This is a genomic window from Phosphitispora sp. TUW77 (assembly GCF_048453025.1).
In the GTDB taxonomy this organism is placed as follows: domain Bacteria; phylum Bacillota; class Thermincolia; order Thermincolales; family UBA2595; genus Phosphitispora.
Genome location: NZ_CP156677.1, coordinates 1,617,111 through 1,644,103, shown reverse-complemented (window position 1 = coordinate 1,644,103; position 26,993 = coordinate 1,617,111). Strand labels below are relative to the sequence as shown.

General features: G+C 41.5%; 29 protein-coding genes, 1 pseudogene and 1 riboswitch. Of the genes and pseudogenes, 29 read left to right on the top strand and 1 reads right to left on the bottom strand.

All coding sequences use genetic code 11. The features are described 5' to 3' along the window. Positions 1–51: 51 nt before the first annotated feature. Both ABFY19_RS07790 and ABFY19_RS07785 read left to right on the top strand, forming a co-directional pair. The gene (locus ABFY19_RS07790) at positions 52–1,557 is read left to right on the top strand and encodes a S41 family peptidase (RefSeq protein ID WP_418790089.1); all 1,506 of its coding nucleotides are present in this window, start codon (positions 52–54) and stop codon (positions 1,555–1,557) included. Between the two features lie 185 nt (positions 1,558–1,742). After that, positions 1,743–2,444: a class I SAM-dependent methyltransferase gene (locus ABFY19_RS07785; protein ID WP_418790088.1), complete on the top strand. Its 702-nt coding sequence runs from the start codon at positions 1,743–1,745 to the stop codon at positions 2,442–2,444. Between the two features lie 128 nt (positions 2,445–2,572). Here the strand turns inward: ABFY19_RS07785 and cobT are convergent, their stop codons facing one another. Then, entirely contained in the window at positions 2,573–3,613 is a 1,041-nt protein-coding gene (gene cobT, locus ABFY19_RS07780; RefSeq protein ID WP_418790087.1) for a nicotinate-nucleotide--dimethylbenzimidazole phosphoribosyltransferase, read from the bottom strand. Positions 3,614–3,715: 102 nt separating this feature from the next. Next, positions 3,716–3,893: riboswitch (cobalamin riboswitch) on the bottom strand. A 205-nt stretch (positions 3,894–4,098) separates the two neighbouring features. Between cobT and smc the strand changes: the two genes are divergently transcribed. From smc to nuoK, 27 genes and pseudogenes are all read left to right on the top strand, one after another. Then, positions 4,099–7,671 carry a chromosome segregation protein SMC gene (gene smc, locus ABFY19_RS07775; protein ID WP_418790086.1) on the top strand — a complete coding sequence of 1,191 codons (3,573 nt, stop codon included), beginning with the start codon at positions 4,099–4,101 and terminating at the stop codon, positions 7,669–7,671. 133 nt (positions 7,672–7,804) lie between these two features. After that, on the top strand, positions 7,805–8,716 hold the full coding sequence (gene ftsY, locus ABFY19_RS07770; protein ID WP_418790085.1) for a signal recognition particle-docking protein FtsY: 912 nt from the start codon (positions 7,805–7,807) through the stop codon (positions 8,714–8,716). Between the two features lie 66 nt (positions 8,717–8,782). Continuing rightward, a complete protein-coding gene (gene mtnP / locus ABFY19_RS07765; protein ID WP_418790084.1) occupies positions 8,783–9,583 on the top strand; it encodes an S-methyl-5'-thioadenosine phosphorylase in 801 nt (266 codons plus the stop codon). Positions 9,584–9,615: 32 nt separating this feature from the next. Continuing rightward, entirely contained in the window at positions 9,616–10,647 is a 1,032-nt protein-coding gene (gene mtnA / locus ABFY19_RS07760; RefSeq protein ID WP_418792560.1) for an S-methyl-5-thioribose-1-phosphate isomerase, read from the top strand. A gap of 12 nt (positions 10,648–10,659) precedes the next feature. Continuing rightward, positions 10,660–11,916, top strand: coding sequence for an adenosylhomocysteinase (locus ABFY19_RS07755; RefSeq protein WP_418792559.1), 1,257 nt, complete (start codon positions 10,660–10,662; stop codon positions 11,914–11,916). A 31-nt stretch (positions 11,917–11,947) separates the two neighbouring features. Continuing rightward, the gene (locus ABFY19_RS07750) at positions 11,948–13,252 is read left to right on the top strand and encodes an amidohydrolase (RefSeq protein ID WP_418790083.1); all 1,305 of its coding nucleotides are present in this window, start codon (positions 11,948–11,950) and stop codon (positions 13,250–13,252) included. Positions 13,253–13,371: 119 nt separating this feature from the next. Further along, the gene (locus ABFY19_RS07745) at positions 13,372–13,998 is read left to right on the top strand and encodes a copper amine oxidase N-terminal domain-containing protein (protein WP_418790082.1); all 627 of its coding nucleotides are present in this window, start codon (positions 13,372–13,374) and stop codon (positions 13,996–13,998) included. A gap of 123 nt (positions 13,999–14,121) precedes the next feature. Next, the gene (gene ylxM, locus ABFY19_RS07740) at positions 14,122–14,466 is read left to right on the top strand and encodes a YlxM family DNA-binding protein (RefSeq protein ID WP_418790081.1); all 345 of its coding nucleotides are present in this window, start codon (positions 14,122–14,124) and stop codon (positions 14,464–14,466) included. Positions 14,467–14,496: 30 nt separating this feature from the next. After that, a complete protein-coding gene (gene ffh, locus ABFY19_RS07735) occupies positions 14,497–15,849 on the top strand; it encodes a signal recognition particle protein (RefSeq protein ID WP_418790080.1) in 1,353 nt (450 codons plus the stop codon). 53 nt (positions 15,850–15,902) lie between these two features. Further along, positions 15,903–16,163: a 30S ribosomal protein S16 gene (gene rpsP, locus ABFY19_RS07730; RefSeq protein ID WP_418790079.1), complete on the top strand. Its 261-nt coding sequence runs from the start codon at positions 15,903–15,905 to the stop codon at positions 16,161–16,163. Between the two features lie 37 nt (positions 16,164–16,200). Beyond that, complete coding sequence (locus tag ABFY19_RS07725; RefSeq protein ID WP_418790078.1) at positions 16,201–16,428, top strand: KH domain-containing protein; 228 nt, start codon at positions 16,201–16,203, stop codon at positions 16,426–16,428. 105 nt (positions 16,429–16,533) lie between these two features. After that, a complete protein-coding gene (locus ABFY19_RS07720; RefSeq protein ID WP_418790077.1) occupies positions 16,534–16,965 on the top strand; it encodes a YlqD family protein in 432 nt (143 codons plus the stop codon). Continuing rightward, positions 16,958–17,485 (top strand): ribosome maturation factor RimM, encoded by a 528-nt coding sequence (gene rimM / locus ABFY19_RS07715; RefSeq protein WP_418790076.1) that lies wholly within the window; start codon positions 16,958–16,960, stop codon positions 17,483–17,485. The genes ABFY19_RS07720 and rimM overlap by 8 nt, the downstream gene beginning before the upstream one ends. Before the next feature lie 23 nt (positions 17,486–17,508). Then, complete coding sequence (gene trmD / locus ABFY19_RS07710) at positions 17,509–18,243, top strand: tRNA (guanosine(37)-N1)-methyltransferase TrmD (RefSeq protein WP_418790075.1); 735 nt, start codon at positions 17,509–17,511, stop codon at positions 18,241–18,243. Positions 18,244–18,312: 69 nt separating this feature from the next. Next, complete coding sequence (locus ABFY19_RS07705; protein WP_418792558.1) at positions 18,313–18,831, top strand: RNA methyltransferase; 519 nt, start codon at positions 18,313–18,315, stop codon at positions 18,829–18,831. 145 nt (positions 18,832–18,976) lie between these two features. After that, the gene (rplS, locus tag ABFY19_RS07700; RefSeq protein WP_418790074.1) at positions 18,977–19,321 is read left to right on the top strand and encodes a 50S ribosomal protein L19; all 345 of its coding nucleotides are present in this window, start codon (positions 18,977–18,979) and stop codon (positions 19,319–19,321) included. Between the two features lie 56 nt (positions 19,322–19,377). Further along, on the top strand, positions 19,378–19,917 hold the full coding sequence (gene lepB / locus ABFY19_RS07695; RefSeq protein WP_418790073.1) for a signal peptidase I: 540 nt from the start codon (positions 19,378–19,380) through the stop codon (positions 19,915–19,917). 33 nt (positions 19,918–19,950) lie between these two features. Further along, the gene (gene ylqF / locus ABFY19_RS07690; RefSeq protein WP_418790072.1) at positions 19,951–20,817 is read left to right on the top strand and encodes a ribosome biogenesis GTPase YlqF; all 867 of its coding nucleotides are present in this window, start codon (positions 19,951–19,953) and stop codon (positions 20,815–20,817) included. Positions 20,818–20,917: 100 nt separating this feature from the next. Beyond that, positions 20,918–21,716: pseudogene (locus tag ABFY19_RS07685) on the top strand (ribonuclease HII). Between the two features lie 438 nt (positions 21,717–22,154). After that, positions 22,155–22,511: an NADH-quinone oxidoreductase subunit A gene (locus tag ABFY19_RS07680; RefSeq protein WP_418790071.1), complete on the top strand. Its 357-nt coding sequence runs from the start codon at positions 22,155–22,157 to the stop codon at positions 22,509–22,511. After that, positions 22,502–23,014 carry an NADH-quinone oxidoreductase subunit B gene (locus ABFY19_RS07675; protein ID WP_418790070.1) on the top strand — a complete coding sequence of 171 codons (513 nt, stop codon included), beginning with the start codon at positions 22,502–22,504 and terminating at the stop codon, positions 23,012–23,014. The genes ABFY19_RS07680 and ABFY19_RS07675 overlap by 10 nt, the downstream gene beginning before the upstream one ends. Beyond that, positions 23,007–23,453, top strand: coding sequence for an NADH-quinone oxidoreductase subunit C (locus tag ABFY19_RS07670; protein WP_418790069.1), 447 nt, complete (start codon positions 23,007–23,009; stop codon positions 23,451–23,453). The genes ABFY19_RS07675 and ABFY19_RS07670 overlap by 8 nt, the downstream gene beginning before the upstream one ends. A 57-nt stretch (positions 23,454–23,510) precedes the next feature. Continuing rightward, entirely contained in the window at positions 23,511–24,614 is a 1,104-nt protein-coding gene (locus tag ABFY19_RS07665; protein WP_418790068.1) for an NADH-quinone oxidoreductase subunit D, read from the top strand. Positions 24,615–24,661: 47 nt separating this feature from the next. Beyond that, positions 24,662–25,714 carry an NADH-quinone oxidoreductase subunit NuoH gene (nuoH, locus tag ABFY19_RS07660; RefSeq protein ID WP_418790067.1) on the top strand — a complete coding sequence of 351 codons (1,053 nt, stop codon included), beginning with the start codon at positions 24,662–24,664 and terminating at the stop codon, positions 25,712–25,714. Positions 25,715–25,726: 12 nt separating this feature from the next. After that, a complete protein-coding gene (locus ABFY19_RS07655) occupies positions 25,727–26,164 on the top strand; it encodes a NuoI/complex I 23 kDa subunit family protein (RefSeq protein WP_418790066.1) in 438 nt (145 codons plus the stop codon). Between the two features lie 15 nt (positions 26,165–26,179). Then, positions 26,180–26,674: an NADH-quinone oxidoreductase subunit J gene (locus ABFY19_RS07650; RefSeq protein WP_418790065.1), complete on the top strand. Its 495-nt coding sequence runs from the start codon at positions 26,180–26,182 to the stop codon at positions 26,672–26,674. Beyond that, positions 26,671–26,979, top strand: a complete 309-nt coding sequence (nuoK, locus tag ABFY19_RS07645; protein WP_418790064.1) for an NADH-quinone oxidoreductase subunit NuoK — start codon at positions 26,671–26,673, stop codon at positions 26,977–26,979. Before ABFY19_RS07650 ends, nuoK begins: the two co-directional genes overlap by 4 nt. Positions 26,980–26,993: the final 14 nt, after the last annotated feature.

Genomic DNA, 26,993 nt, shown 5'->3' with positions numbered 1-26,993 from the left:
GAACCATGAAAAAAATGGGTTTTACATTATTACACCATTAGGAGGGTTTCCATGTACAGGAAATTATTCAGGCAGTTTACCACGGTTAGCATAGTTATCTGTGTTTCCATAATTTTTTGCTTTATTGGAATAAATATTGTCTTGGCTCAGGAAAACAGCAGCAATAGTTTCTCTGAGTACCTTGACAGTGTGATGGACCTTGTTCGGGAAAACTACTGGGATGATACTTCCGATAGGCAGCTTGTAGAAGGAGCACTTAAGGGAATATTTAACGGGCTTGACGACTATTCCGTCTTTTATACTCCGGATGAAGCCGGTGAGGTTTTTTCAGATATACAAGGTGAGTATTTTGGTATTGGAGTTGTAATATCAAAAGTTGGGGAATATGTGATAATCACTAAGGTGTTAACCCCTTCACCGGCTGCAGCTGCCGGAATTATCACTGGAGACCGGATTGTCGCTGTTGATGGCCAAAATATTAATGGCATTCCTTTACACAAAATTTCAGCGTTGATCAAGGGAGATGCTGAAACCAAGGTTGTCCTGAATATTATGAGAAATGGACAGCAGGGTATTATGAAGATAGAGGCGGTTAGGGGGCCTGTCAAGGTTAACCCGATTTCTTATGAAATTATTAATGAGATAGGTTACATAAAAATCGATGTATTTAATTCAAACACTGATGAATTTCTTAGACCGGTCATGGAAGACATGGAAAACAAGCAAATTAAGAAAATTATCCTTGATCTAAGGGATAATCCCGGCGGAGAGGTCGATGAGGTAGTTGCGGTGGGAAAATACTTTGTTCCTAAAGGTCTGATTACGAGGCTTGATTTCAAGTCAGAAGAGACGGAAGATAAGGAATATTATTCAGATCAGGAAAAGGTCAAATATAAACTTATAGTACTGGTAAACGGCATGAGTGCCAGTGCCAGTGAAATTCTTGCTGGGGCGATTCAAGATACCGGAGCAGGGGTTCTCGTTGGGACTAAAACATATGGAAAGTCACGTGTCCAGAATATAATTCCCTTATTGTCACCAGAGGCTTTTGAAAAATATAAAAGAAGGCTTAAGGTAGAAGTGATTGACGGTTTTGAGCTGATTTCACGCTATAATGTAATGCCATCTGAAGAAGAAATAATCGGATGGGTTAAGCTGACAACAGGAGAGTATTATACACCGGATGGGAGGGCCATTGACGGGATAGGGCTTACCCCTGACATAGTAGTGGAAGACCTTGTTCCGTTAAACGGAATAAGTGTTTACAGTGTTTCCCCGCTTGCGCAAAAAACAAAACCATCCTTGGATACCGAGGGGTTTGATGTCTTTAATGCAGAGCAAATCTTACAGATGCTTAATTATGATATTGAAGGTCCGGATATGAAATTTGATGAAAAAACCTTTAGGGCAGTTAGTACATTCCAAAAAGATAAGGGGCTTTATTCTTACGGTGTTTTGGATTTTACCACTCAAAATGCATTAAACCGCGAATTGGAACGGCTTATTTTGGAGACGGACAAACAGTACGCAAAAGCGTTAGAACTGCTGGAAAATTAGAGAATACGCATCTCATCAATCATACTTTCTCTCCATGATTTCATAAACCCCATTTTTATGAGTTTATGGCAGTAATAAAAGCTCTTTTGTATGATCTGTGCAATCCAGCTTATTTGTATTGGTATTTATTTTGAACCACAGTTGGGTTAATCCGACTTATGTTTCCAGAACGGGGGAAATTAAAAATGTATCCCAAATGGCAATATAATGAAATGAATCATGTTGGAGTGGATTATACCGATAAATATGAAGTGGAAGCTTATGATTTACGCATGTCAAAACTTAGAAACATCTCGAAAGAGACAGATGAAATAATTGACTTAGTTGGTTTAAAGAGGGACCATGTTCTTTTGGAATTTGGAACCGGGACGGGTGATTTTGCGATACAGGTTGCAGACCATTGTATGAAGGTGTACGCTGTGGATATATCACAGACAATGTTGAAATTTGCAAAACAGAAAGTACAAAATAAGGGTCTAAATAATATTGAGTGTTGCCATGGTGGGTTTTTGACTTATCAACACAAAGGAGTGCCTTTAGATGTAGTAGTTTCTCAGCTTGCTTTGCACCACCTGCCTGATTTTTGGAAGATGGTAGCTTTGAAAAGAATATATTCAATGCTTAAAAAAGGTGGCATTTTTTATCTTAGGGATACTGTTTATTCATTTGATGTTAATAATTACGAAGATATTTTTAACACCTGGCTTAGCGGAATAAAACAAACAGCTGGGGAAGAATTGGCAAAGGATAGTGAAATAGCGATAAGGGATGAGTTTAGCACCTGTGATTGGATAATGGAAGGACTTATCAAAAGGGCAGGTTTTGAAATAAAAATTACAGATTATCATCAAGAAGTTTTGGCAGTGTACGTATGTATAAAACGATAGAACTACCAAGTTTTAATGTCAGATGGAGTTTAAACTCCACCTGACGATTAGAACTTTGATAATGTTACAGGCATTCTGGATGCCTTTTTCTTTCACGCAGTACGTAAGTTTTATGGCACTTCACGAAGTTACATGCCAATATCTTTAAAAGTACCCACCTCATGAAGCATTTTAATAGACGCATCCAGTGCCGATATAGCTAATGCGGCTCCGGTGCCTTCACCAAGTCTCATCTTCATATCCAGCATTGGCCTTAATCCTATGCATTCAAGCATGGTCCGATGGGCCTGTTCTGCAGAACAGTGTGACGGAATCATGAAATTCACTGATTTGGGAGACAGTCTGGCGGCAATAAGAGCACCTGCACTGGAGATGAAACCGTCAACCACAACAGGAATCCGGTTAGCTGCTGCTGACAGAATTGTTCCGACTATTCCGCCAATCTCCAGGCCGCCTACTTTTGCCAGGACGTCCACAGGGTCATTTTTGTCAGGAGCGTTTAATTCAATGGCTTTCCTGATTATCTCAGTTTTATTCTTCAGGGCATTATCGTCAACACCGGTCCCTCGACCGGTAACCTCTTCAGGGGTTAAGTCTCCTAAAACCGATAGGATAGCACTGCTGGCGGTTGTGTTGCCTATTCCCATGTCACCTGTGCCTAAGATCCGGGCGCCCTTACTTATTTCATTATTGGCGATTTCTATTCCGGTTTCAATTGCTTTTATGGCTTCTTCTCTGGACATTGCCGGACCCTTGAGCATATTATCGGTCCCAAATTTGATTTTACGGTCGATGATTCCCGGGTGGTCAATGGTTCCGTCTACACCAATATCAACAGTAACGATTTCTGCCCCGGCATGTCTGCCGAGAACACAAACACTGGCAATTCCATCAGCAAAGGTAGGCATCATAGCTAACGTGACCATTGGAGGGAATGCGCTGACCCCTTCCTGAACCACGCCATGGTCAGCTCCCATGACAATGATTACTTTTTTTCCGGATTTGGGCATGGGGTCACCGTAGATTCCACTGAGTTGGAGAACCATTTCTTCTAGGACACCAAGACTTCCGGGGGGCTTAATCAGGTCATTCAGCCTTACCTGGGTCTGGTCCATGCTGCCACGGTCTAAATCTCCAATTTGTTGTAGGGTTTTTTCAAGTAAACTCATCTTTGTATTTCCTCCTTAATTTTTATAGAAAACAAAAAGTTCACAGCTTTTAAGCTGTGAACTTTGCCATCATTCACAAATGCCTGCATAATTCCACGAAATGCAGCAATTAATGGTTATGGCAGGTCTCCTGGCTTGTGGTCATTACATGCGTTTCACCTTCCCCGAAATCGAGTGGTATGTTGAAGGCATGCTTGCACTTACAGTGGCGGGACCGCTTGGGATTCTAACCCAATTCCCTATTCTCCTCAGCAGAGGCACCGATAACCTGTTAATTTTTACTTTTTAACTTATATTCAATATTATAAAAGAGTTTAATGGAAATTTCAATAGATTAATTTTTAGTATTAATTTTTAATAAATTTCTATGAAGAAATTGCATCGGAAGGAAAGCTTCCTTATTTTGTTGAATTTAAAACTAAGAAAACCTGGTAAAATACTCTGTTTTAAGCTGCTGTATTTTGCATATGTAAGGAGGAAACCTTTTGTATTTGAAGAGAATTGAGGCTCAGGGTTTCAAGTCCCTGGCTGATAGAATAGAACTCCAATTTATACCCGGCATTACTGCTGTTGTTGGTCCTAATGGCAGTGGTAAGAGTAATATTGCCGATGCTGTTAGGTGGGTGCTTGGAGAGCAGAGTGCCAAGACTCTGCGGGGAGCCAAGATGGAAGATGTCATTTTTTCCGGAAGTGATAAGAGGAAATCAGTTGGCATGGCTGAGGTTTCCCTGACTCTTGATAACAGCACCTCTATATTTGCATTGGATTACTCAGAAATAACTGTCACCCGGAGGGTTTACCGTTCAGGTGAGAGCGAATTTCTGATTAACAAGTCTCCCTGCAGGCTTAGGGATATTCATGAACTTTTTATGGATACCGGAATTGGCAGGGAAGGGTATTCAATTATCGGACAAGGCAAAATTGACGAAATCCTAAGTGCGAGGGCTGAAGACCGCAGGAATATTATTGAAGAAGCTGCCGGCATAGTAAAGTACAAAAATCGCAAACAGCAGGCAGTTAAAAAACTTAATGATACGGAACAGAATTTGGTGCGTATTAATGATATCATTTCTGAACTGGAGCTCCAGATTGACCCGCTTGAAGAGCAGTCAAAAAAAGCCGGGGAATACCTTGGATACAGGAACGAGCTTGTTGAACTGGAGGTTAATGTTGTAATTAACCATATCGAGGACCAGAAACAAAAGCTGGATGAAATTATTAATCAAAATGATGACCTGCAAAAAAAGGTAATCGGGTTGGAAACCGGGTTAAGAAATCGTGAATCTGAGATAGAAAAACACAAACTTGCCAGCAGTAAGATTGATGAAGAAATTGCTGTCATTCAGAAAGGAATATATGATGCCGGAAACCTCATAGAAAAAAAAGAAGCCGAAATAACGGTTGCCCGTCAGAGACTCCAGGATATTGGCAAACAGAAGGATGGTCTCAAGGCCGAAATAGAGGAGCTGAGAAATAAAGGAGAGTCTGAACGCCGCAAGCATGCAGGTGATGCGCAATCCCTTGACGAACTTAGGTTGAGGCTTGCCGATAAGGGGGAAAAACTGTACCGGGCTGAAGAACAATTAAGCCTGCTGGAAAATGAACTGTCAGAAGAACAACAAAAAATTGAAGAAAAAAAAGCAGACATTATTGATTTATTAAATGAAATTGCCGGAGTTAGGAATGCAATTAATTCCGGTGAAACAGATGTAAAAAATCTGGGCCGCAGGATTAAAGACCTGGAACTGCAGGGAGAAACCCTGAAACAGGAATATATCCAGATAATAGAGCGGGAAAAGGACCTTGATTTAAAATTAGAGGCAATAAATGAATCAATATCCGGTTTAAAAAATGAAAATGCAGGTTTTCGAGATAGGGAGATCGACCTATCGGGTCAATTGAAAAAGCTGGCTGGGGAACTTGAACGGAATCGAAATTTGCTGGGCCAGAAATCTTCCCGTTTAAAGGCCCTGGAGGACTTACAGAATGATTATGAAGGGTATTTCAGGGGTGTTAAGGAAGTGCTGACAGCAGGCAAAACAGGCCGGGAATGTCCTGGCATATGTGGAGTAGTTGCCGAACTCATAAGTGTACCGGAGAAATATGAGACTGCTGTTGAGGTCGCTCTCGGAAGTGCTATCCAGCATATTGTGATCGAAACAGATGGTGATGCCAGGAAAGCTATTGAATTTTTGAAAAAGAAAAAGATTGGCAGGGCAACCTTTTTGCCTCTTAACACCATAAAACCGTCTAAAGATAAAAAAACGGAAACCGTTTCTGCCGGAGATGGTGTGTATGGCCGCGCATCTAGTTTAGTAGAATCTGATACAAGGTATTTACATATAATTGATTATTTATTAGGCAGGGTAATTATTGTCGATGATTTAAAGACAGCGATCCAGACTGCCAGGGACATGGGACATACAATGAAGATAGTAACCCTTGATGGTGATGTTATTAATCCCGGAGGGCCTATGACTGGAGGGTCCTATAAAAAAGGGAGTTCCAGCCTTTTGGGGCGGAGCAGGGAGATTGCTGAAACAAGGGAACAGAGAGATTTTCTAAAGATTCGGGTTGGTGAACTGCAGCAAACCGATGCAGCCTTGCATAAAGAATACGATGAAACCAAACGGTGCATTACAAAAAATGAATCCTTTCTCCAGGCACTTTGGATAGAAAAGACATCCCTTGAAAAGGATTTGGAGAATATAAGAAAAGACAAAATAAAGGCTGAAACAGCACAAAACCTTGCAGAGGATGAAAAAACCAATCTAGTCAATGAATTGAAACATGTTCAAATTAATCTTGAAGAGTTTCATGTGCGTCTTTTGGATTTGCATTCAAAAGATTGCGAAACCAGAAAAGCAATTGAAGAACAACAAGTGTGGCTTAAAGGCACGTTAGATGAGCGTACCCGACTTTCACAGCAGGTTACCGCAATTAAAGTGGAATTGGCCGGCTTGCAGCAGGAGGAAGTTAATTATGCCCGGATTATTGAGAGGGTTAAGGATGCCATTAAGGATATTGAAGTTCAGGTACAGCGCAAGCAGGACCAGGTAATAGAGCTTGATGTCCTAAAGGAACAACTTCAACAGGAAATCACTGGTCATTTGCTTACACTCGAGGAATATAGCAGGAACAAAGGTGAAGCTGAGGAACTGCTTAATAAGCGTAAAAACGAGAAACAGTCGGTATTGGCCCATATAATGGAAGAAGAAGTCATTATAAAAAAACTGGTTAGAGAGACAGGAGTTATCAGGGAACAACAGCATTCTTCAGACATGAAAAGAGCCCGATTGGAATTTGAAATTGAAAACTCCTTGACCAAACTAGGGGATGAATTTAATATTACTTATGAAGAGGCCTTGTTCAAGAAAACGGAAATTACCAATAAAAGAGATGCCTCCGCTAGAATAAAGAACCTCAAGGAATTAATTTCCGCCTTGGGCAATGTCAATCTTGGTGCAATAGAGGAATTTGAAAAGGTTAGGGAACGTTTTGAATTTCTAACCAAACAGTACACGGATATGGAGCAGGCAAAACAATCCCTTTATAAAGTTATAGATGAGATGGATCAAATAATGACTCATAAATTCAGGGAAGCATATTTAGAAATTAACCGAAATTTTAGTCTGGTATTCTTACGGCTTTTTGGTGGAGGCAAAGCTGAATTGATATTGACAGATAGTGAAAACGTCCTGGAAACAGGCATAGATATTGTAGCCCAGCCCCCCGGGAAAAAGGCTCAACACCTTTCCCTGCTATCAGGGGGGGAGCGGGCACTGACAGCAATATCACTATTGTTTGCCATCCTAAAAACCAAGCCCAGCCCGTTTTGTGTACTTGATGAGATTGAAGCTTCCCTGGATGAGGCCAATGTAGATAGGTTTGCCGCCTATCTTAAGGAGTTTGCAGCTAATACACAATTTATTGTTATTACCCATCGTAAAGGTACCATGGAAGTTGCAGATATTATCTATGGGGTTACCATGGATGATGCCAGTGTTTCTAAACTGGTTTCTATGAAGTTCAGTGACGAAATTCACAAGGTTAGCTGATACCTGATACAAATAAATAGAATATGTTGAGGGGATGAAATATACGTAGTATAATAGGTAATTATGGGAATAGTTTACCGCATATGTAAATTAGAATACAAAACGGCATACTATTGGCAGGGGGAGAAAATAAATGGGGTTGTTCTCAAAACTTAAAGAAGGACTTGCCAAAACTAGGCAGGGGTTTGTTGCCAAAATTGATACTCTTGTTAGTGGAGGCAAAAAGATTGATGAAGAGTTGTATGAAGAAATTGAAGAACTGCTGATTCAGGCTGATATAGGAGTCAATACTGCTATTGAGCTGGTGGAAGACCTGAAGAAAAATGTTAAAGAACGTAAAGTTGAGGATTCGGCACAGTTAAGAAACATATTAAAAGAACTGATTGCTGATTTAATGGGTGAGGAACAAAAAGGTTTGGTTTTAAAGGGTAAACCTGCGGTAATAGTGGTGGTTGGAGTTAATGGAGTAGGGAAAACTACTACTATCGGAAAATTGGCCTACAATTTTAAAGAACAAGGAAGGAAGGTTCTTTTTGCTGCAGGGGATACGTTTAGGGCTGCTGCCATAGATCAATTGCAGATATGGGCCGGCAGGGTCGGGTGTGATATTATCAAACATAATGAGGGTTCCGATACAGCTGCTGTGGTATATGATGCCATACAAGCAGCTAAAGCCAGGGAAGTTGACATCCTTATAGTTGATACTGCTGGAAGGCTGCATACCAAAACCAATCTGATGGAAGAACTGAAAAAACTATTTAGGGTAATTTCTCGTGAACTGCCGGATTCTCCTGATGAGGTTTTACTTGTTCTGGATGCTACCACAGGACAGAATGCCATTAGTCAGGCAAAAATTTTTGGTGAAGCGGCCGGAGTAAGCGGAATTGTCCTCACTAAGCTTGATGGAACAGCCAAAGGCGGGGTGGTCATAGGGATAAAATCCGAGCTGAACATCCCTGTAAAGTATGTCGGGGTTGGAGAAAAAATAGATGACCTCAGGGAATTTAATCCCAAGGAATTTGTTGAGGCTTTATTTGAAGATTAAAACTTTGGGGAAAATTATTAGACGATTTTTTTGTTGTTATCAGAATTATTGATGGGGGTATTAAAGATGGCGCAAATTGGGATTATTGGCGGGACCGGTGTTTATGACCCCGAAATACTAACTAGTGTTTCGGAGGAGCTTGTTGATACAAACTATGGCATTATAAAGGTAAAGGTTGGGGAGTACAAAGGAGTAAGTGTTGCTTTTCTGCCACGGCACGGTGCAGAACATGCTGTCCCACCACATAAAGTAAATTACCGGGGGAACATAATGGCATTGAAGAAACTTGGTGTTGAGCGTGTGGTGGCAACCGGTGCGGTTGGTTCCCTTAACCTGGAGATGATACCGGGTGAAGTGGTTTTGGTGGATCAGTTTATCGATTTTACCAAAAATAGAATTCAAACTTTTTATGATACTCCTGAGAATGGAGTAGTACATATTGATATGACTGAACCTTACTGCAATGATTTAAGAAAAGTTGTTACAACTGCTGCCGAGACTGTTTCTGTTCCGATTAGGGGGAAAGGCACTTATGTTTGCACGGAGGGGCCACGGTTTGAGACTCCGGCTGAGATAAAGATGTACAGTTCCCTGGGGGGAGACTTGGTAGGAATGACCAGTGTACCTGAGGTGGTGCTTGCCAGGGAAGCGGAACTGTGTTACTGCACAGTGGCTATGGTTACCAATTTTGCGGCGGGAATTTCTCCAAATCCTTTGACACATGCTGAAGTACTGGATGCAATGGAAAGAAATCATGCTAACCTTAAAAAACTTATTATGAAAACAATAGAAATTTTGCCTGGCACAAGAGGGTGCAGGTGCAGGTATTCCCTTGCAGAACTTGGTTCACTGGGATTGGGGAAATAAAGGCAAAAATAAATGAAAAATGGGTGTTATCGATGAATACTATGGAATGGCACGATGCTGGATTGCTGCTGCTTGACCAAACTTTGCTTCCAATTGAAGTAAAGTATATTAATTGTAGTACTGTGGAAGACGTAGTAGAGGCTATTAAGACAATGAAGGTGAGAGGTGCGCCGGCTATTGGTGTGGCTGCAGCTTACGGTTTAGCCCTGGGAGCCCTGCATTCGGAAAGCATTGACCGAATGTCATTTGACAATGAAATTGAAGTCGCAGGACGTATGCTTGGAGCTACCAGACCAACTGCTGTTAATCTTTTCTGGGCCCTGAACCGGATGCTGGATGTACTTCACAGTAACTGTGATAAAGGTGTCCCTGAAATGAAGCGGATACTTTTGGATGAGGCTCACCGGATTTTGCTGGAAGATATAGAAATGAACCAAAGGATAGGCAGTTTTGGCAGTCAGTTAGTTCCTCCAGGGGCCAGAGTCCTTACCCACTGTAATGCCGGGGCGCTGGCTACGGGTGGTTATGGTACTGCTCTTGGTGTTATCAGGGCAGCTCATGAATCCGGTAAGCAGATACAGGTTTTTGCGGATGAAACACGGCCTTTACTTCAGGGAGCGAGGCTGACAGCATGGGAATTACAGCAGGATAATATTCCGGTAACACTGATTACTGATAGTATGGCCGGTTACTTAATGAGAAAAGGCATAATAGACCTGGCTGTTGTAGGTGCGGATCGTATTGCGGCTAACGGTGATGTGGCGAATAAAATTGGCACTTATACTGTAGCGGTATTGTGCCGGGAACACGGGATACCGTTTTACGTTGCTGCTCCTATTTCAACAATCGATATGAACCTGGATAATGGTGATGATATAGTTATAGAGGAGAGGGAGACAGTTGAGGTGACTGCTGTTTTTGGACAGCAAATAGCTCCCCAAGGCATAAAGGTATTCAATCCTGCTTTTGATATCACGCCACACCGTTTGATTACGGCAATAATAACAGATAGAGGCATTCTAAGGCCGCCATACAAAGAAAGCCTTAAAAATATATTTGTATAATAGGAGGATGACATATTGGATTATATTGTGAGAGATATTAAACTTGCTCCTTCAGGTAAACTTAAGATTGATTGGGTCAAGGAACACATGCCGGTACTCAATGAAATTCGTGAAGAATTTGAAAAGACCCAATTATTTAAAGGGGTAAAAGTTGCTATTAGTATACACCTTGAAGCTAAGACCGCATATCTTGCCAAGGTAATGAAAGCCGGAGGTGCGGATGTTGCCATATCAGGAAGCAATCCGCTTTCCACCCAGGATGATGTGGCTGCTGCCCTTGCTGCAGAAGGCATAAAGGTGTATTCGTGGTATAATGCTACAGCAGAGGAATACAAAGAACACCTTATTAAAGTCCTGGAAACCAAACCTGATATAATCATTGATGATGGCGGGGACTTGATAAATCTCCTCCACAATGAATGCAGCAGCCTGGCCGGGCAGGTAATCGGAGGATGTGAGGAAACGACCACAGGTGTGCTCCGTTTGGAGGCGATGGAAAAAGCTGGGATTTTGAGATTCCCCATGATGGCTGTTAATGATGCCCTTTGCAAATACCTGTTTGACAACCGGTATGGAACCGGTGAGTCCGTTTGGACCGGAATTATGCGGACCACTAACCTGATTGTTGCCGGGAAGACTGTAGTTGTTGCCGGATATGGCTGGTGCGGCAAGGGCATTGCTATGAAGGCAAAGGGACTAGGGGCCAAGGTGATAATTACAGAAATTGATCCCATAAAAGCCATTGAAGCACATATGGATGGCTTTACAACCATGAGTATGGATGACGCCGCGGCCTTAGGTGATGTTTTTATTACTGTTACGGGATGTAAGGATGTTATCCGGGGAAAACACTATGAGAAAATGAAGAATGGCGCATTGCTGGCAAATGCGGGCCATTTTGATGTTGAAATCAACAAACCGGAGCTAAATGCGGTTGCTGCAGGTTTCAGGACAGTAAGGCAGAATATAGAGGAATTCCTGCTGCAGGATGGTCGTAAGTTGTACCTGCTTGCTGAAGGAAGGCTGGTTAATCTTGCTGCAGGTGATGGTCACCCGGCTGAAATCATGGATATGTCTTTTGCTCTCCAGGCATTGTCGGCAAAATACATGCTGGAAAATGGGAAAGAACTGGAAAACACGGTATATAAAGTAGCTGATGAAATAGATAAGCGGGTTGCTTCAATCAAACTGAAGTCTCTGGGTACTGCAATAGATGTGCTGACAGCGGAACAGGAACAGTACCTGTTTGGTTGGGAACACGGCGAATAAGTCGTAATCAAAGCGTATTAGGAGGGGGATTATGAGCAGGATCAAAATAACTAATGCTGTTATTATCCCAATGACTGAAGAAAATCTGATTATTAACAGTGGAGAAATTCATATAGAAGACGGTACGATAGTGTTTGCCGGTGCTGCTGGGGATGTGCTGCCTGACTGGAGGGCTGAGGAAACTATTGATGCGGGTGGCATGGTAGCCATGCCAGGGTTTGTAAATTGTCATACACATGCGGCGATGACCTTGCTGCGCAGTTATGCAGATGACCTTCCTTTGATGGAGTGGTTGGAACAGCGTATCTGGCCGATGGAGGAAAAGCTGACCGGTGAAGACGTTTACTGGGGAACCATGCTGTGTATTTTTGAACTGCTTAAGTCAGGAACCACCTGTTTTGCCGATATGTATTTCTTTATGAATGATGTTGCCCGTGCTGTAGCTAAAAGCGGTATCAGGGCAAGTCTTTCCAGGGGAATGGTCGGGGTTAATCCAAACGCTCAGAATGCCCTTGTAGAAACAGAACAGTTTATAGAAGAATGGAATGGGGCGGCAGATGGCAGGATCAAGACAATGGTTGGGCCGCATGCCCCTTATACTTGTCCGCCGGATTACCTAAAAAAGGTTCTGGCTATTGCTGAGAAATACAGTACAGGTGTACATATTCACTTAGCTGAAACTCGGATTGAATTTGATGATATAACCAAACAGTACCGGAAAACACCGGTTGAATATTTATATGATTGTGGAGTATTGGATTTCAATGTTTTAGCTGCTCACTGTGTCCATGTTACCGAAAATGATATCAAGATACTAAAAGAAAAGAACATCGGAGTTGCCCATAACCCCGAAAGTAACATGAAACTGGCCAGTGGGATTGCTCCGGTATCACAGATGCTTGAACGGGGGGTTATTGTTGGTATTGGTACTGACGGTGCTGCCAGCAATAACAATCTTGACATGATGGAAGAAATGCGCTCAGCCGCTCTCTTGCAAAAAGTTAGTACAGGAATCCCGACGGTAATTCCTTCTTACCAGGCGTTGGAAATGGCTACCAAAAATGGAGGCAGGGTTCTTGGGCTGGATGTTGGAGTAATCCGTGAGGGATATAAAGCTGATATTATCCTGATTGATTTTGAGAAACCCCACCTCTATCCTAAGCATGACTTGATAGCCCACACCGTATATGCAGCCCAATCATCTGATGTGGATACGGTTATAGTAGACGGTACAGTGCTTATGCGGAACCGGAAACTTCTCACAATTGATGAAAGGGAAGTGCTTGTAAATGCAGAGAGATGTGCTAAAAGGATGGCAGGGGAGAAGACAATATAACGATATTCAAAGGAGTTTATGTTATATTTTGTTGATTTTTCAGATACATTGTAACAATAGTTGTTTTCGGACTAATCTCTATGTTACACTTTATAAAAAACAAAAAGGAGGCTTGCAAAATGAGACGGAAGGTGTTAATCATCGGTATAATGGCAATAATTTTGACCTTGACTGTAATCGGCTATACCGTAGCTGCTCAAAATGTCAATTTGGAAGTGAATGGTCAACCTGTTGAATCAGATGTACCTCCATATATCCAAGACGGGAGAGTAATGGTGCCAATACGAGTTGTATCTGAAGCAATGGGAGCTGATGTTAACTGGGATCAGGCAACTTATACCGCTCAAATTAGCTTTAATGTTGCTGACTCAGCTGATGTAGAAGCCTCTTCGGACTTACGTCTTGATGCCATTGATAACAAATTAGATGGAATTATCGCTTCTCTAAACTGCAAGGCTGGAAATGGTTCAAGAAAGACAAAGACTTTTACTAACAATACCGGCAGAAATGTTAATGATTTACATATCGAGTTCCGTCAGGCCTGTTATGTGGATGATTCTGGGCCGTTTCAAGACTTTACCGGTGGTGGGACTAGTGTCATCAATTTATCTAACCCGGAAAATGATATTCCGGACGGTACGGATGTAAAGGTGTCGGTATCAAGTGATTCTACAACGGGAATAAATATAGAAAAATGGTGGTGGACTAAAGACGGGTCAAGAGTTGGTCCAATTTACTTTCAATAGAAAATTCTAAAATCAGGGGAGATACCCCTGATTTTTTTTGCCGTTAATTACTTGACAAAGGGGACCTGTTTTAATAAAATTCTAATGTAAAGGAAAAAACCTTTACAGAAGGGATTGTGTATTGTGAAAAAAATACAGCATATAGCCATGTTGTATGATTTCTACGGAAAACTCCTAACCCTTAAACAGCAGGAGATTCTTTCTTGTTATTATGAACATGATCTCTCACTGGGTGAGATAGCAGAAGAATTTGGTGTTAGCAGGCAGGCAGTTCACGATATACTGAAACGTGGAGAAAAGTTACTGGAAGGTTATGAAGAAAAATTAGGGCTGGTGAATAAGTTTATCAGCGAACGTGACAAGCTAAATCAGGTATTGTCTCTCATTGAAGGATTGGAGGGACACGATCCCCTGAAAGGGATTATAAGACAGATAATCAAAGAAATAGTTGAAATACAGCAGGAATAATCAGACCCAATAATACAAGGAGGTCTTTTGATGATTTTTGAAGGGCTTGCCGAGAAACTTCAGAATACTTTTAACAAGCTTAAAGGCAAAGGAAAGCTTAGCGAAAAAGATGTTGAAGAGGCAATGCGGGAGGTGAGGGTTGCTCTCCTGGAAGCCGATGTAAATTTTAAGGTTGTCAAAGAGTTTGTTAAAAAGCTGAAAGAACGTGCCATTGGTCAGGAAGTTTTGAGCAGCCTGACCCCAGGACAGCACGTGATTAAAATAGTAAATGATGAGTTAACGGAACTAATGGGAGGAACTCAGAGTAAAATAAGTATTTCCCCAAAACCTCCCACAGTAATATTGTTGGTTGGCTTGCAGGGAGCCGGGAAGACGACCACGGCAGGGAAATTGGCAAGTTTAATGAAAAAGCAGGGCAGAAGGCCCCTTATGGTTGCTGGTGACGTTTATCGTCCGGCAGCTATCAAACAATTGCAGGTACTTGGCGAACAGCTTAATATACCGGTTTATACTCTTGGGGACAAAACAAATCCTGTTGATATAGCCAAAGGTGCAGTAGAACATGCTCATTCTTATGGGAATGATTTGGTAATTATTGATACCGCCGGGAGGCTGCATATTAACGAAGAGCTTATGGATGAGCTGAAAAACATCAGGAATTCTGTTCATCCACATGAAATTATGTTTGTTATGGATGCAACTACGGGACAAGATGCGGTAACGGTTGCCAAAACCTTCAATGAACAGTTAGGTATTGATGGTATTATTATGACTAAACTTGATGGTGATACCCGGGGTGGAGCGGCTTTATCTGTTAAAGCCGTGACCGGAAAACCTATTAAGTTTGCGGGTATGGGTGAAAAACTAGATGCATTGGAACCATTTCACCCTGAGCGCATGGCTGCCAGGATACTTGGCATGGGTGATGTACTAACCCTTATTGAAAAAGCTCAGAACGGTATGAATATCGAAAAGGCTTTGGAAATCCAGAAAAAAATCAAAACACAGGAATATACACTTCAAGATTTTATGGAACAGATGGATCAGGTCAAAAGCATGGGACCTTTAGATGAAATAATAGGAATGATTCCCGGAATGGGACAGATGAAACAGCTTAAGAACATGAAAGGCGCTGTTGATGAAAAAGAGTTTATTCATATGAAGGCAATCATTCAATCAATGACCCCAAGGGAACGCAAAGACCCTAGAATTATCAAAGACAGCCGCAAAAAGCGAATTGCCAGGGGAAGTGGAACAAGGGTGAGTGATATAAATCGTCTCTTGAAGCAATTTGAAGAAACTAAGAAAATGATGAAACAATTTTCAGGAATGGAAAAAACAATGAAAAAAGGTGGGGGATTTAAGCTTCCGTTTTTTAAATAGAGAACACGAATAAAAAAGAAAATAATGGAAGACAATATCAAGGAGGTGATAACATGGCAACAAGAATTCGTCTTAAGAGACAGGGCGCTAAGAAGAAGCCTTTTTACCGTATAGTGGTGGCTGATTCCAGGTCCCCTAGGGACGGACGTTTTATTGAAGAAATCGGTTACTATGACCCGTGCAAAGAACCTGCAGAAATTAAGATAAATGAAGAGCAGGCAGTTAAATGGTTAAAAAACGGAGCACAACCGTCAGAGACCGTGAGAGCGCTTTTAAATAAAGCCGGGTTAATTGAAAAAGCCGCTGTGAAGTAGTAGTGAGGGGGTTCCATTTTGAGGGGGTTCCATTTTTATGAAAGAATTAGTTGAATTTCTTGCTAAATCCCTAGTTGATAATCCGGAAGAAGTTACTGTAGATGTAGTTGAAGGTGATAAAACAGTGGTTTTAAAACTTAAGGTTACACCAGATGATATGGGAAAAGTAATTGGAAAACAGGGGAAAATTGCGAAAGCTATAAGGACTATTGCAAAGGCTGCTGCCAGCAGGAAAGGTAAAAAAATTACTGTGGAAATTGTTTAGCCGGCAGATAGTGATAGGGAAATAATAAACTTAAGGGGCTGCCTAAGCCCCTCTTTTAATCCGGCAGCTAACTGCTGTTTTGTTAATCTGAAAAGAGGTATGTTTATGTCCGAAACCTTGACAATAAAAAGACCGGTATTGGTAATAGTAAAGGTAACCGAAGGTTTTAAGGCAAGGATGGCTGCTGAAATCCAAGAAAACATTAAAAAACTTGATGCTGAACTGCAGCAGCTTGAATTTCAGTTAAAGAGAATAACAGTTGAATTGGAAAAGAAAAATCCTCAGGGGTTGCCTGCTGCCAAGCAGCATGTAGAAAATGAAAGGCAGAAACGATTAACTGCAAAAAGCAAGCTCACAGAACAATTGAAGAATATAGGCAGGCTTGCCATTGGAACTGAGGTGGTTCAAGGGTCGCTGGAATCTTATACAGAAATAAACATAGGTGATGACTGGGAAGATATAATGGGTGTTGAAGTTGTGGTCTGTGATAATAAAATTATAGATATCAGAAGGAGAAATCAAAGCTCTGATGAATGAACAGGAAAAGTTGATTACTGTAGGGAAAATAATTAACACCCACGGCATCAAAGGTGAAGTCAGGGTCTGGCCGCTGACTGATTTTCCAGAACGTTTTAATGCAAATAATTCAGTTTTACTGGATATAAATGAAATGAATGAAGAACTAATAACTCTTACAGTAGAACACTCATGGAAACAAAAGAATTTTTTGGTAGTCAAATTTCGGGAAATAGGTGATATGAACGCTGCGCAAGCTGTAAAAGAGGGCCTGCTTAAGGTGCCCAGAGAAAGCTTGAAAGAACTCCCGGGAGATTCATTTTATGTTTTTGAAATTCTGGGTATGGAAGTAATTACAGATAAGGGATTTTCGCTAGGCAGTGTAAAAGATGTCATCAGGACTGGGAGTAATGATGTTTATGTTATTAATGGCAGGGAAAAGGAATACATGATACCTGCTGTAAAGAATATCATAAAAAAAATAGACAGGAAAAACAGGCTGATTACTGTTGAACCTATTGAAGGGCTTTTAGAATTGTAATGCAATTAAGAAGGTGTAATTTTATGAAAATTGATATCCTTACTCTTTTCCCGGAAATGTTTATGGGTCCTTTTGATAATAGTATTATCAAAAGAGCCAGGGAAAAAGGTATGCTTGAAATACACCTGACAAATATCAGGGATTTTGCTTTTGATAAGCATAAGATAGTTGATGATTATCCATTTGGCGGCGGTTCAGGGATGGTTATGAAGCCTGACCCCGTTTTTACGGCAGTGGAACATGTTAAAAAAAATGATAAAGAGAAGTTATCCAGGGTTATTTTGTTGTGCCCTCAGGGCAGGGTATTTAAACAGGAAACTGCCAAAAGGCTATCTGGTGAAGCACACCTTATCCTTATTTGCGGACATTATGAGGGTATTGATGAACGTGTCAGGGAAATGATTGTGGATGAAGAGATATCAATAGGTGATTTTGTTCTTACCGGTGGCGAAATTCCGGCAATGGTTATGGTAGATGCCATTTCGAGGCTGATTCCCGGAGTATTGGGTGATGAAGATTCATATGTTAACGACTCCTTTTATAATGGAATACTTGAACATCCGCAATATACCCGTCCTCGAGAATATAAGGGGATACAGGTACCAGAAGTTCTCTTGAGCGGGAATCATGAGAAAATTCGCCAGTGGCGCAGAAAAAAGTCCTTGCAACGGACCATGCAGCGCAGGCCCGACCTGCTGAAACGGGAAGACCTTTCTCCAGAAGATAGCAAACTGCTGGAACAGACTGAGGAGGATTAAGAATTGGAACCAGTAACTAAGCCCATTGTTTATGTAGGATTGCTACACTATCCTGTTTATAATAAAAGAATGGATGTTATCTCAACATCTGTTACAAACCTTGATATTCATGATATAGCCAGAATCTCGTGCACATATGATGTAAGGCGTTATTATGTTATTCATCCACTGGATACTCAGCGTAAGCTTATCCAGGATATCCTAAATTACTGGCAGAAAGGCTATGGAGCTACATATAACAGTGACCGTAAGGCTGCCTTGGACAAGGTGGCGTTAATTCAGGGCCTTGAAGAAACAAAAGAGGAAATACGTAAAGAGACTGGATTCAGTCCTACTGTAGTAACAACAGATGCCAGGGTTTACCCAAATACCGTAACATTCCGCGATCTTCGCCAAAAATTGCGTGATGGCAGCCCTTATCTGATTTTGTTCGGTACTGGCTGGGGTATTGAAAAACAAACTATGCTTGAATGTGATTATATTCTGGAGCCTGTTTACGGCCCCGGAGACTACAATCACTTGAGTGTTCGCAGTGCTGTGGCTATTATTTTGGACCGGCTGCTGGGGGAAGTATGGTGGTCCAGATAATTGAGTTCTTGCTATTGAGGAAGCCTTATGATATAATATCATTTGTTAGGCTTGTAGAACATGTCTTGGTTCTACGGCAGGAAGGATGGTCCTCTGCCCGTGTTTATAGAGGGTTATGAACGTCCAAAGGAAGGAGGGTTATTCAATGGATTATATTAAAATATTAGAAGAGCAACAAATGAAACAGGAGATTCCCGAATTTAAACCTGGGGATACCGTTAATATCCACGTTAAAGTTGTGGAGGGCACCAGGGAAAGGATTCAGCAGTTCCAGGGTGTTGTTATCAGGAGACGCGGTGGAGGAATGCGAGAGACATTTACTGTTCGCAGAATATCATATGGTGTGGGAGTTGAAAGAACTTTTCCCCTTCACTCACCCCGAATAGATAAAATCGAAATCGTCCGCAAAGGCAAGGTGCGCCGGGCAAAGCTGTTTTATCTCAGAAAACTTAGAGGCAAAGCCGCCAGAATCAAGGAACAACATAGATAAAAATATAAAGGGACTGGGTGACAGTCCCTTTTTGCCTTTAATCAAGGGGGGACATGATGGAAGGGCAGAATTCGGATGAAAATGATAAGAAATACTTTTTTGGAGAAGTGCTGGAGTCTGTGGCAATTGCTGTAGTTTTAGCGTTTATTATCAGGTTTTTTCTGTTTCAGCCTTTTTATATTCCTACAGGCTCTATGGAACCCGTCCTTACTAAAGGAGACCGCATAATTGTCAGCAAAATTCATTACCGGCTTGACAATCCAGCACGGGGAGATATTGTTGTGTTTAAATATCCTATTGATCCTGACAGAGATTTTGTCAAGAGAGTTATTGGATTACCGGGAGAGACTTTAGAAATTAGGGACAGCATGCTTTATATAAATGGGGAGTTTGTGGAACAGCCATTTTTATCACCGGGTTTAAAGTATGGCAGTTATGGTCCGGTTACTATTCCTCAAGGCCATTACTTTATGATGGGTGATAACAGGAATAATAGTGAGGACAGCCGGTTTTGGGGGATGCTTCCCCAGGAAAATATTATTGGGAAAACACTTTTAATTTACTGGCCCCTTAACAGGGTCCAACTGTTGCGCTAGTTACACTTTTGGGTGACAAAGCAGGTGAAAACAATGGAAATAGATACAATTCAATGGTTTCCGGGTCATATGGTCAAGGCCCGGAAAATGGTTCAGGAAAACCTGAAACTGGTTGACATTGTGGTGGAATTGCTTGACGCGCGCATACCGTTAAGCAGCCGCAATCCGGATATTGATGCCATTCTTGAAAAAAAACCACGGATTGTTGTTTTGAACAAGGCTGACCTGGCTGATGTTTCACAGACAGAGCAGTGGAGCAGGTGGTTTCATGAACGAAGGGGGCTTCAGTGCATTGCATTAGACTCTCAACACGGAAATGGCATCGGCAAGCTGATAGGGTTGGGACAGGAACTGGCAGTTCAGATAAATAATAAACTTGCTGCCAAAGGAAGGAAGCCAAGGGCTGTCAGGATGATGATGGTTGGTATACCTAATGTGGGTAAGTCTTCATTAATTAACAAGCTGGCCGGCAAGGGTTATACCAGGACAGGGGACCGGCCGGGCTTAACTCGTGGGAAACAATGGATAAGAGTTGGCAAGGGCCTAGAGCTTCTTGATACCCCAGGTATCCTATGGCCTAAGTTTGAGGACCCTGAGGTGGGTTTTAGATTGGCTGCTACCGGTGCTATCAAGGATGAAATTATTAACATCGAACAGGTCGCGATGAAACTGGTCAATTATCTCAACGCAACTGAACAGGATGCTCTAAAAGACAGGTATAAGCTTGGCGAGGTTGATGCAGACCCCTATGAAATCTTACGGGCAATTGGTGCTAGAAGAGGGTGCTTGGTATCTGGCGGCAATGTTGATATATTTAAGGCTGCTGTAATTGTTCTCAATGAGTTCAGAGGAGGAAAGCTGGGCCGTTTTACGTTGGATAGAATTGAAAGAGATGCTTAAGCATCTTTTTTTTTGCACTTATTTTTTTGAATAGGAAGGTTTTTTATTTTGGAAACAGAAAAAGTATTATGTTATCCATTAGGTTAAGCCAGGAGGTTTTATGGATTTATCCAATATGACTGTCAGCCAAATTAAGTCTTTTTTATCGGAAAATGGTCAGGAACTTGATGAGGGATTAATAATCGCATTAAGCCGTGATTCCAGAGCCGGGGTCCGTCAACTTTACAGCCATATATGCCGCGAACGGGCGCGAGCTGAACAGGAAATGGTCCGCCTTGAAAAAATGATGACATACGAACGTGATGTCTTGAAGAAAGGATTTCGGTTTATTGCAGGTGTTGATGAAGCAGGCAGGGGTCCACTTGCCGGACCGGTTGTGGCTGCCGCAGTTATATTACCTATCGGATGCTTCATGCCAGGATTAAATGATTCCAAAAAACTCTCCCGCCAAAAGGGATTTTCTTTTTAAGGAAATCACTAAACACTCTGTCAGTTGGAGCGTAGGAACTGCTTCAGTTGAGGAAATTGACAGTATTAATATACTCCAGGCAACTTTGCTGGCAATGGATAGGGCGGTATCCGGTTTGTTAAAACAACCTGAGTATATCTTGGTAGATGCTTTAAGGATGCCTGGGATAAAGATTCCACAACTGCCGATAATTAAGGGGGATGCAAATAGTGTGTCAATTGCTGCGGCATCAATAATTGCAAAAGTGACTCGGGACCGCATGATGGACAAACTGGAAAAACTTTATCCTGGATACGGCTTTGCAAGTCATAAAGGTTATGGCACTACAGAACATCTGGCAGCGCTTCGGGCTTTTGGAACTTCTCCTATGCACCGGAAAACATTTACCAGAAACTTCACAGCTTCAGAAATTCAAGGCAGATTGTGGTAGTATTTGACATTAAATAAGCCTGTTTAAATAAAAAAAGACATGAACATACAAAAGATACTGAATTTTTAGCAATTTTCTGCAAACAAGAAGGGATTTTTACTATAAACATAGAATAGATAATAGGCTGAAATTAATGAATAATTTCACATATACGGCCGCAATGGCCGCCTTCTTTTGAGTGATGGGGCGCCTAAATCCAATACAAAACCTAGGGATTTTCAATTGGAGCCCTGCTTTATGATGTCAGAAAATATGATATCAGAAAATGAAGAATTTATATTTTCTTAGGAGGTATTGTCTATAACCATAGGGAAGCTGCAGTTGGGTATAAATTAACTGTAATCAATAGAGATTAATGATTTAACTGTGGGTTCTCTAAGGATGTAGATAGATAAGCCATTGATTTAATAAAAATATTTAAATGAAAGGAGGGAAACTATGCTGACTGAGTATTCGGGAATACCGATTATAATTGTTTGGGCAATTGTATTCCCAGCTCTGATATTAGGAGCTTCCAAATTATTTCACCCAAAAAACCCCACCCCGGTCAAGCTGCAAACTTATGAGTGCGGCTTGGAAACCCAAGGGGATACCTGGGTACAGTTCAAAATTAGTTATTTTATGTATGCATTAGTTTTTGTGGCTTTTGATGTGGAAACTGTTTTTCTTTATCCCTGGGCAATAAAGTTCCAGAGCCTAGGATTGTTTGCAATTGTAGAGATGTTTATATTTATAGCTATTTTATTAATCGGATTTTGGTATGCATGGAAGGAAGGGGCGTTAGAATGGATGTAATTAAACCACAAGAATATGATGAGCTGCTACGGAACAATGTTGTACTAAGTACCGTTGATGCTGCATTCAACTGGTGCCGTTCGCGATCCCTGTGGCCTTTGACTTTTGGCCTTGCTTGCTGCGCTATAGAGATGATGGCTACAAGTGGTGCACATTTTGATATTTCGCGTTTTGGATCCGAGGTCTTTAAACCGTCCCCGCGGCAATGTGACCTGATGATTGTAGCGGGAACAATTACAAAGAAAATGCAGCCTTTGGTTGCCCGTATTTATGAGCAGATGGCTGAACCCAGATATGTTGTAGCCATGGGAAGTTGCGCCATAAGCGGAGGGCCTTTTACCGATTCGTACAATGTTGTTAAAGGTGCAGATACCTTTTTACCCGTAGATGTTTATGTTCCTGGATGCCCACCCAGGCCGGAAGCGTTGTTATATGGAATACTGCAGATACGGGACAAAATTGCAAACCCAAAAAGGATTGAGGGGTTAAGGAAACATGGATAAAATCATTAATCGTGAAGCTCTGGTGGGAGAGCTGAATAAGAAGTTTGGAAATTGTGCCGAGGTTTTTGAGGACAATACTAATCAATCAATTAAGGTGATGCCGGAAAAAATCCTAGAGATTATGCAGGAACTGAAGGAAAACCCTGATTACGATTTTAGGGTTTTAATGAACCTTAGTTCTGTTGACTATCCGGAAAATTTTACTGTTCTTTACCATCTTAATTCTTTAACATATTATCATAAATTAACTGTTAAAGTTGAACTTGATAAGGCCAAACCACAGGTTCCTTCAATAACTTCCGTTTGGATAGCCGCAAATGTTCAGGAACGAGAAGCATATGACCTAATGGGGATTGAATTCACCGGACACCCTAATTTAAAGAGAATTTTACTGTCCGATGATTTTGATGGCCATCCACTTCGCAAAGACTTTAAATAACGCATAAATTTTTTTGTTACGAACTCCAAAATCGGGATTGTAGAGGTGTTAGAATTAATGTTAAAAACACAAGAATTAACCCTGAACATGGGACCTCAACACCCCAGTACTCACGGTGTTTTCCGGTGTGTTTTAAAGCTCGAAGGGGAGTATATCAAAGAGTGCGTTAATCATACCGGATATCTGCACCGCGGTCTTGAGAAACTTGCAGAATCCCGCACCTATACCCAGTTTATTCCCTATAATGGCAGACTGGATTATGTGTCAGGCATGCTCAATGAGCTGTCATATGTCATGGCTGTTGAGAAATTAATGGGGATTACGGAAGAAATTCCGGAAAGGGCCTTGTATCTCAGGGTTATTTTAGGCGAGTTGCAGCGTCTTGCCAGTCATGCTATCTATGTAGGTACTTTTGGCTTAGATATGGCTGGAACTACAGTTTATATGTATGCTTTCCGTGATCGGGAGAAAATACTTGATCTTCTAGAAGCTGCATCAGGTTCCAGGTTGATGCCCAATTATATGAGAATCGGCGGTGTGGCTGCAGACCTGGACCAAGATTGGTTTAACCAATTGGAAAAACTAATGGATGAACTGCCAGCCTGTATTGATGAGTATGATGGAATCCTTACCGGTAATGAAATAGCCCAGGCAAGGACTAAAGGAGTTGCGCCTGTTAGTGCGGAAATGGCGCTTAACTACGGTTTTACCGGTCCTAACCTCAGGGCATCAGGGATTGACCATGACCTCCGCAGGGATGAGCCTTACGGAATATATGATAGGTTTAATTTTAACGTGCCGGTAATGAAAAATGGTGATACCTTTGACAGGTATGTACTTAGGTTAGCCGAGATGAGGGAAAGCATTAAAATTATTAAACAGGCCATGAAGGGTATTCCAGAAGGACCGATTATGGCTAAAGTACCCAAGGTAATTAAGCCACCTGTTGGTGAAGCCTTCAATCGCATAGAAGGCTCCAAAGGTCACCTTGGATTCCATATTGTCAGTGACGGGACAACCAAGCCGTATCGAACCAGGATTTATTCACCCTGTTTTGTCAACCTGGGCTTTCTGCCAACAGCAGCCAAAGGGCTGCACTTGATGGATCTGGTTCTTGCATTGGCATCTATTGATATAGTACTTGGCGAGGTTGACCGGTAAGAAATTGTCAAGATGTAAGGTAAAAATGGTTATAGGGGAGAAGATGCATGGAGATATTTAATACAATTGCTAATGGCTTAAGAGCTTGGCTAACGAGCAGTTTGGGATTCTCCGCTACAGCTACGGAGGTAATCACTACAGCTGTTTGGACACTGGTTGCTATTCTGTTCATAATGATTAACCTGATAATACTTGTATGGATGGAACGTAAGGTTGCAGCCTTTTTTCAAATGCGTAGAGGTCCCAACCGTTTAGGCCCGGCCGGGTTTTTACAGTTCCCGGACGATATTGTAAAAGTACTGGGTAAAGAAGATATCATTCCTGCAAATACTGACAAGTTTATTTTTAAGATTGCTAGTACCTGTGCTTTTATTACAAGTCTTACCGCATTTGCCGTGATACCTTTTGGGGAAGGAGTAGCTATTCTCCAGAACCTGAATATTGGTATATTCTATTTCATTGCAGTCGGTTCCACAGCTACCCTGTCACTCCTGATGGGCGGATGGGCTTCCAACAACAAGTATTCACTGCTTGGAGGAATGCGTACAGTTGCCCAGATGATCAGTTACGAGATTCCAATGGTTTTTTCACTTTTGGGTGTGGTCATGATTGTTGGGTCATTAAACCTGACTGATATTGTAAATGCTCAAAAGAACGTGTGGTTTTTAATTCCTCAGGTAATTGCCTTTGTTGTTTTCTTTATTGCAGCTACGGCAGAATTAAACAGGGGACCATTTGATCTGGCAGAAGGTGAACAGGAATTAGTTGCTGGTTATATGACTGAGTATTCCGGGATCCGCTGGGCTATTTATATGATTGCTGAGTATGGGAACCTGGTAGCTAGTTCAGCCATAATTTCCATTATGTTCCTTGGAGGATGGAACGCGCCCTTTGGCCTGACTTTTATCCCACCGTTCCTATGGCTTATGTTAAAGATTTATCTGGTTATTTTCCTGTTTATGTGGGTTAAGTGGACATTGCCAAGAATCAGGATAGACCACTTGATGCACTTTGGTTGGAAATTCCTTATTCCTGTTTCTCTCGCTAACATTTTGGTTACAGGGATAGGAGTTTACGTATACCGGATGATAATTCTTTAAGGTGGTGATATTGTGTTTGGACAGGGATTGATAAAGGGACTCAGGATTACTATGGGACACTTTTTTGAAAAAAAAGTTACCAGACAGTACCCTGAGGAAAGACCGGTTTTAGCCGCTCGTTTTAAAGGGTCATTTGACCTGGATGTACCCAAGTGTATTGCTTGCGGACTTTGTTCCAATGCATGCCCTAATCATGTTATCAAGATTGAAACCGTTAAAGATGAAAATAACAAGAAAAAGTTGACAGGGTATAAAATGTTGGCTGAACAATGTCTTTACTGCGGTTTTTGTGTAGAAGTTTGTCCTACTAAAGCCCTTCTATGGAACCATGATTATGAGAGGGCAACTTATTTCCGTGACGAGGTAAATCTCGACCTTTTTTCAAAATACACTCCGTCACAGGATGATGTAAGGAAAGCTAATAAAGATGAATCGGCACAGGCTAGTTAGGGGTGAAATAATTAAATGAATTTTATGTTCTGGCTCATTGCCATAATTACATTAGGTTCGGCATTGATGATGGTAATGAATAAAAACATTTTTCACAGTGCCCTTTATATGGTAGTTACCTTTTTGGGGGTAGCCGGAGTTTATCTTATGTTATACGCTGACTTCATGGCTGCAGTACAGGTTTTGGTTTATGCCGGCGCAATTACTATTTTTATTGTTTTCGGTATTATGCTGACTCAGAGAGGAAATATGAAGGAAACAAATCTGTTTTCTAAACATGCAGTTTTGGCAGGAATTGTTTCTCTGGCATTAGTTGTAATTAATGCATTAATGGTTATTAAAACCAAATGGTCGGTAACTTTAGTTGAGCCGCCCCAGGAAACTGTAGGCAATATAGCCGAATTAATGCTTACCAAGTATGTTATTCCTTTTGAAGTGGCTGCAATTCTCTTGCTGGTTGCACTCATTGGTGCTGTAATCATTGCGAAAGAGGTGAAAAAGACCTCATGATTGGATTAGAACACTTTCTGGTTTTAAGTGGAACATTATTTTGTATAGGTCTGTTCGGGGCTTTGGCCAAAAGAAATGCCATTGCTATTTTGATGGGCCTTGAATTGATGCTGAATGCGGTCAATATTAACCTCGTTGCCTTTGCCAGGTATGTTACCACAGGTATCCTGACAGGACATGTTTTTGCTATTTTTGTAATTGCTGTAGCTGCTGCTGAGGTTGCCGTAGGCTTAGCGTTAATAGTTGCTATTTATCGTGACCGTATTTCTGTTAATGTGGATGATTTTGATTGGCTAAAATGGTAGTTTCTACTAATAAA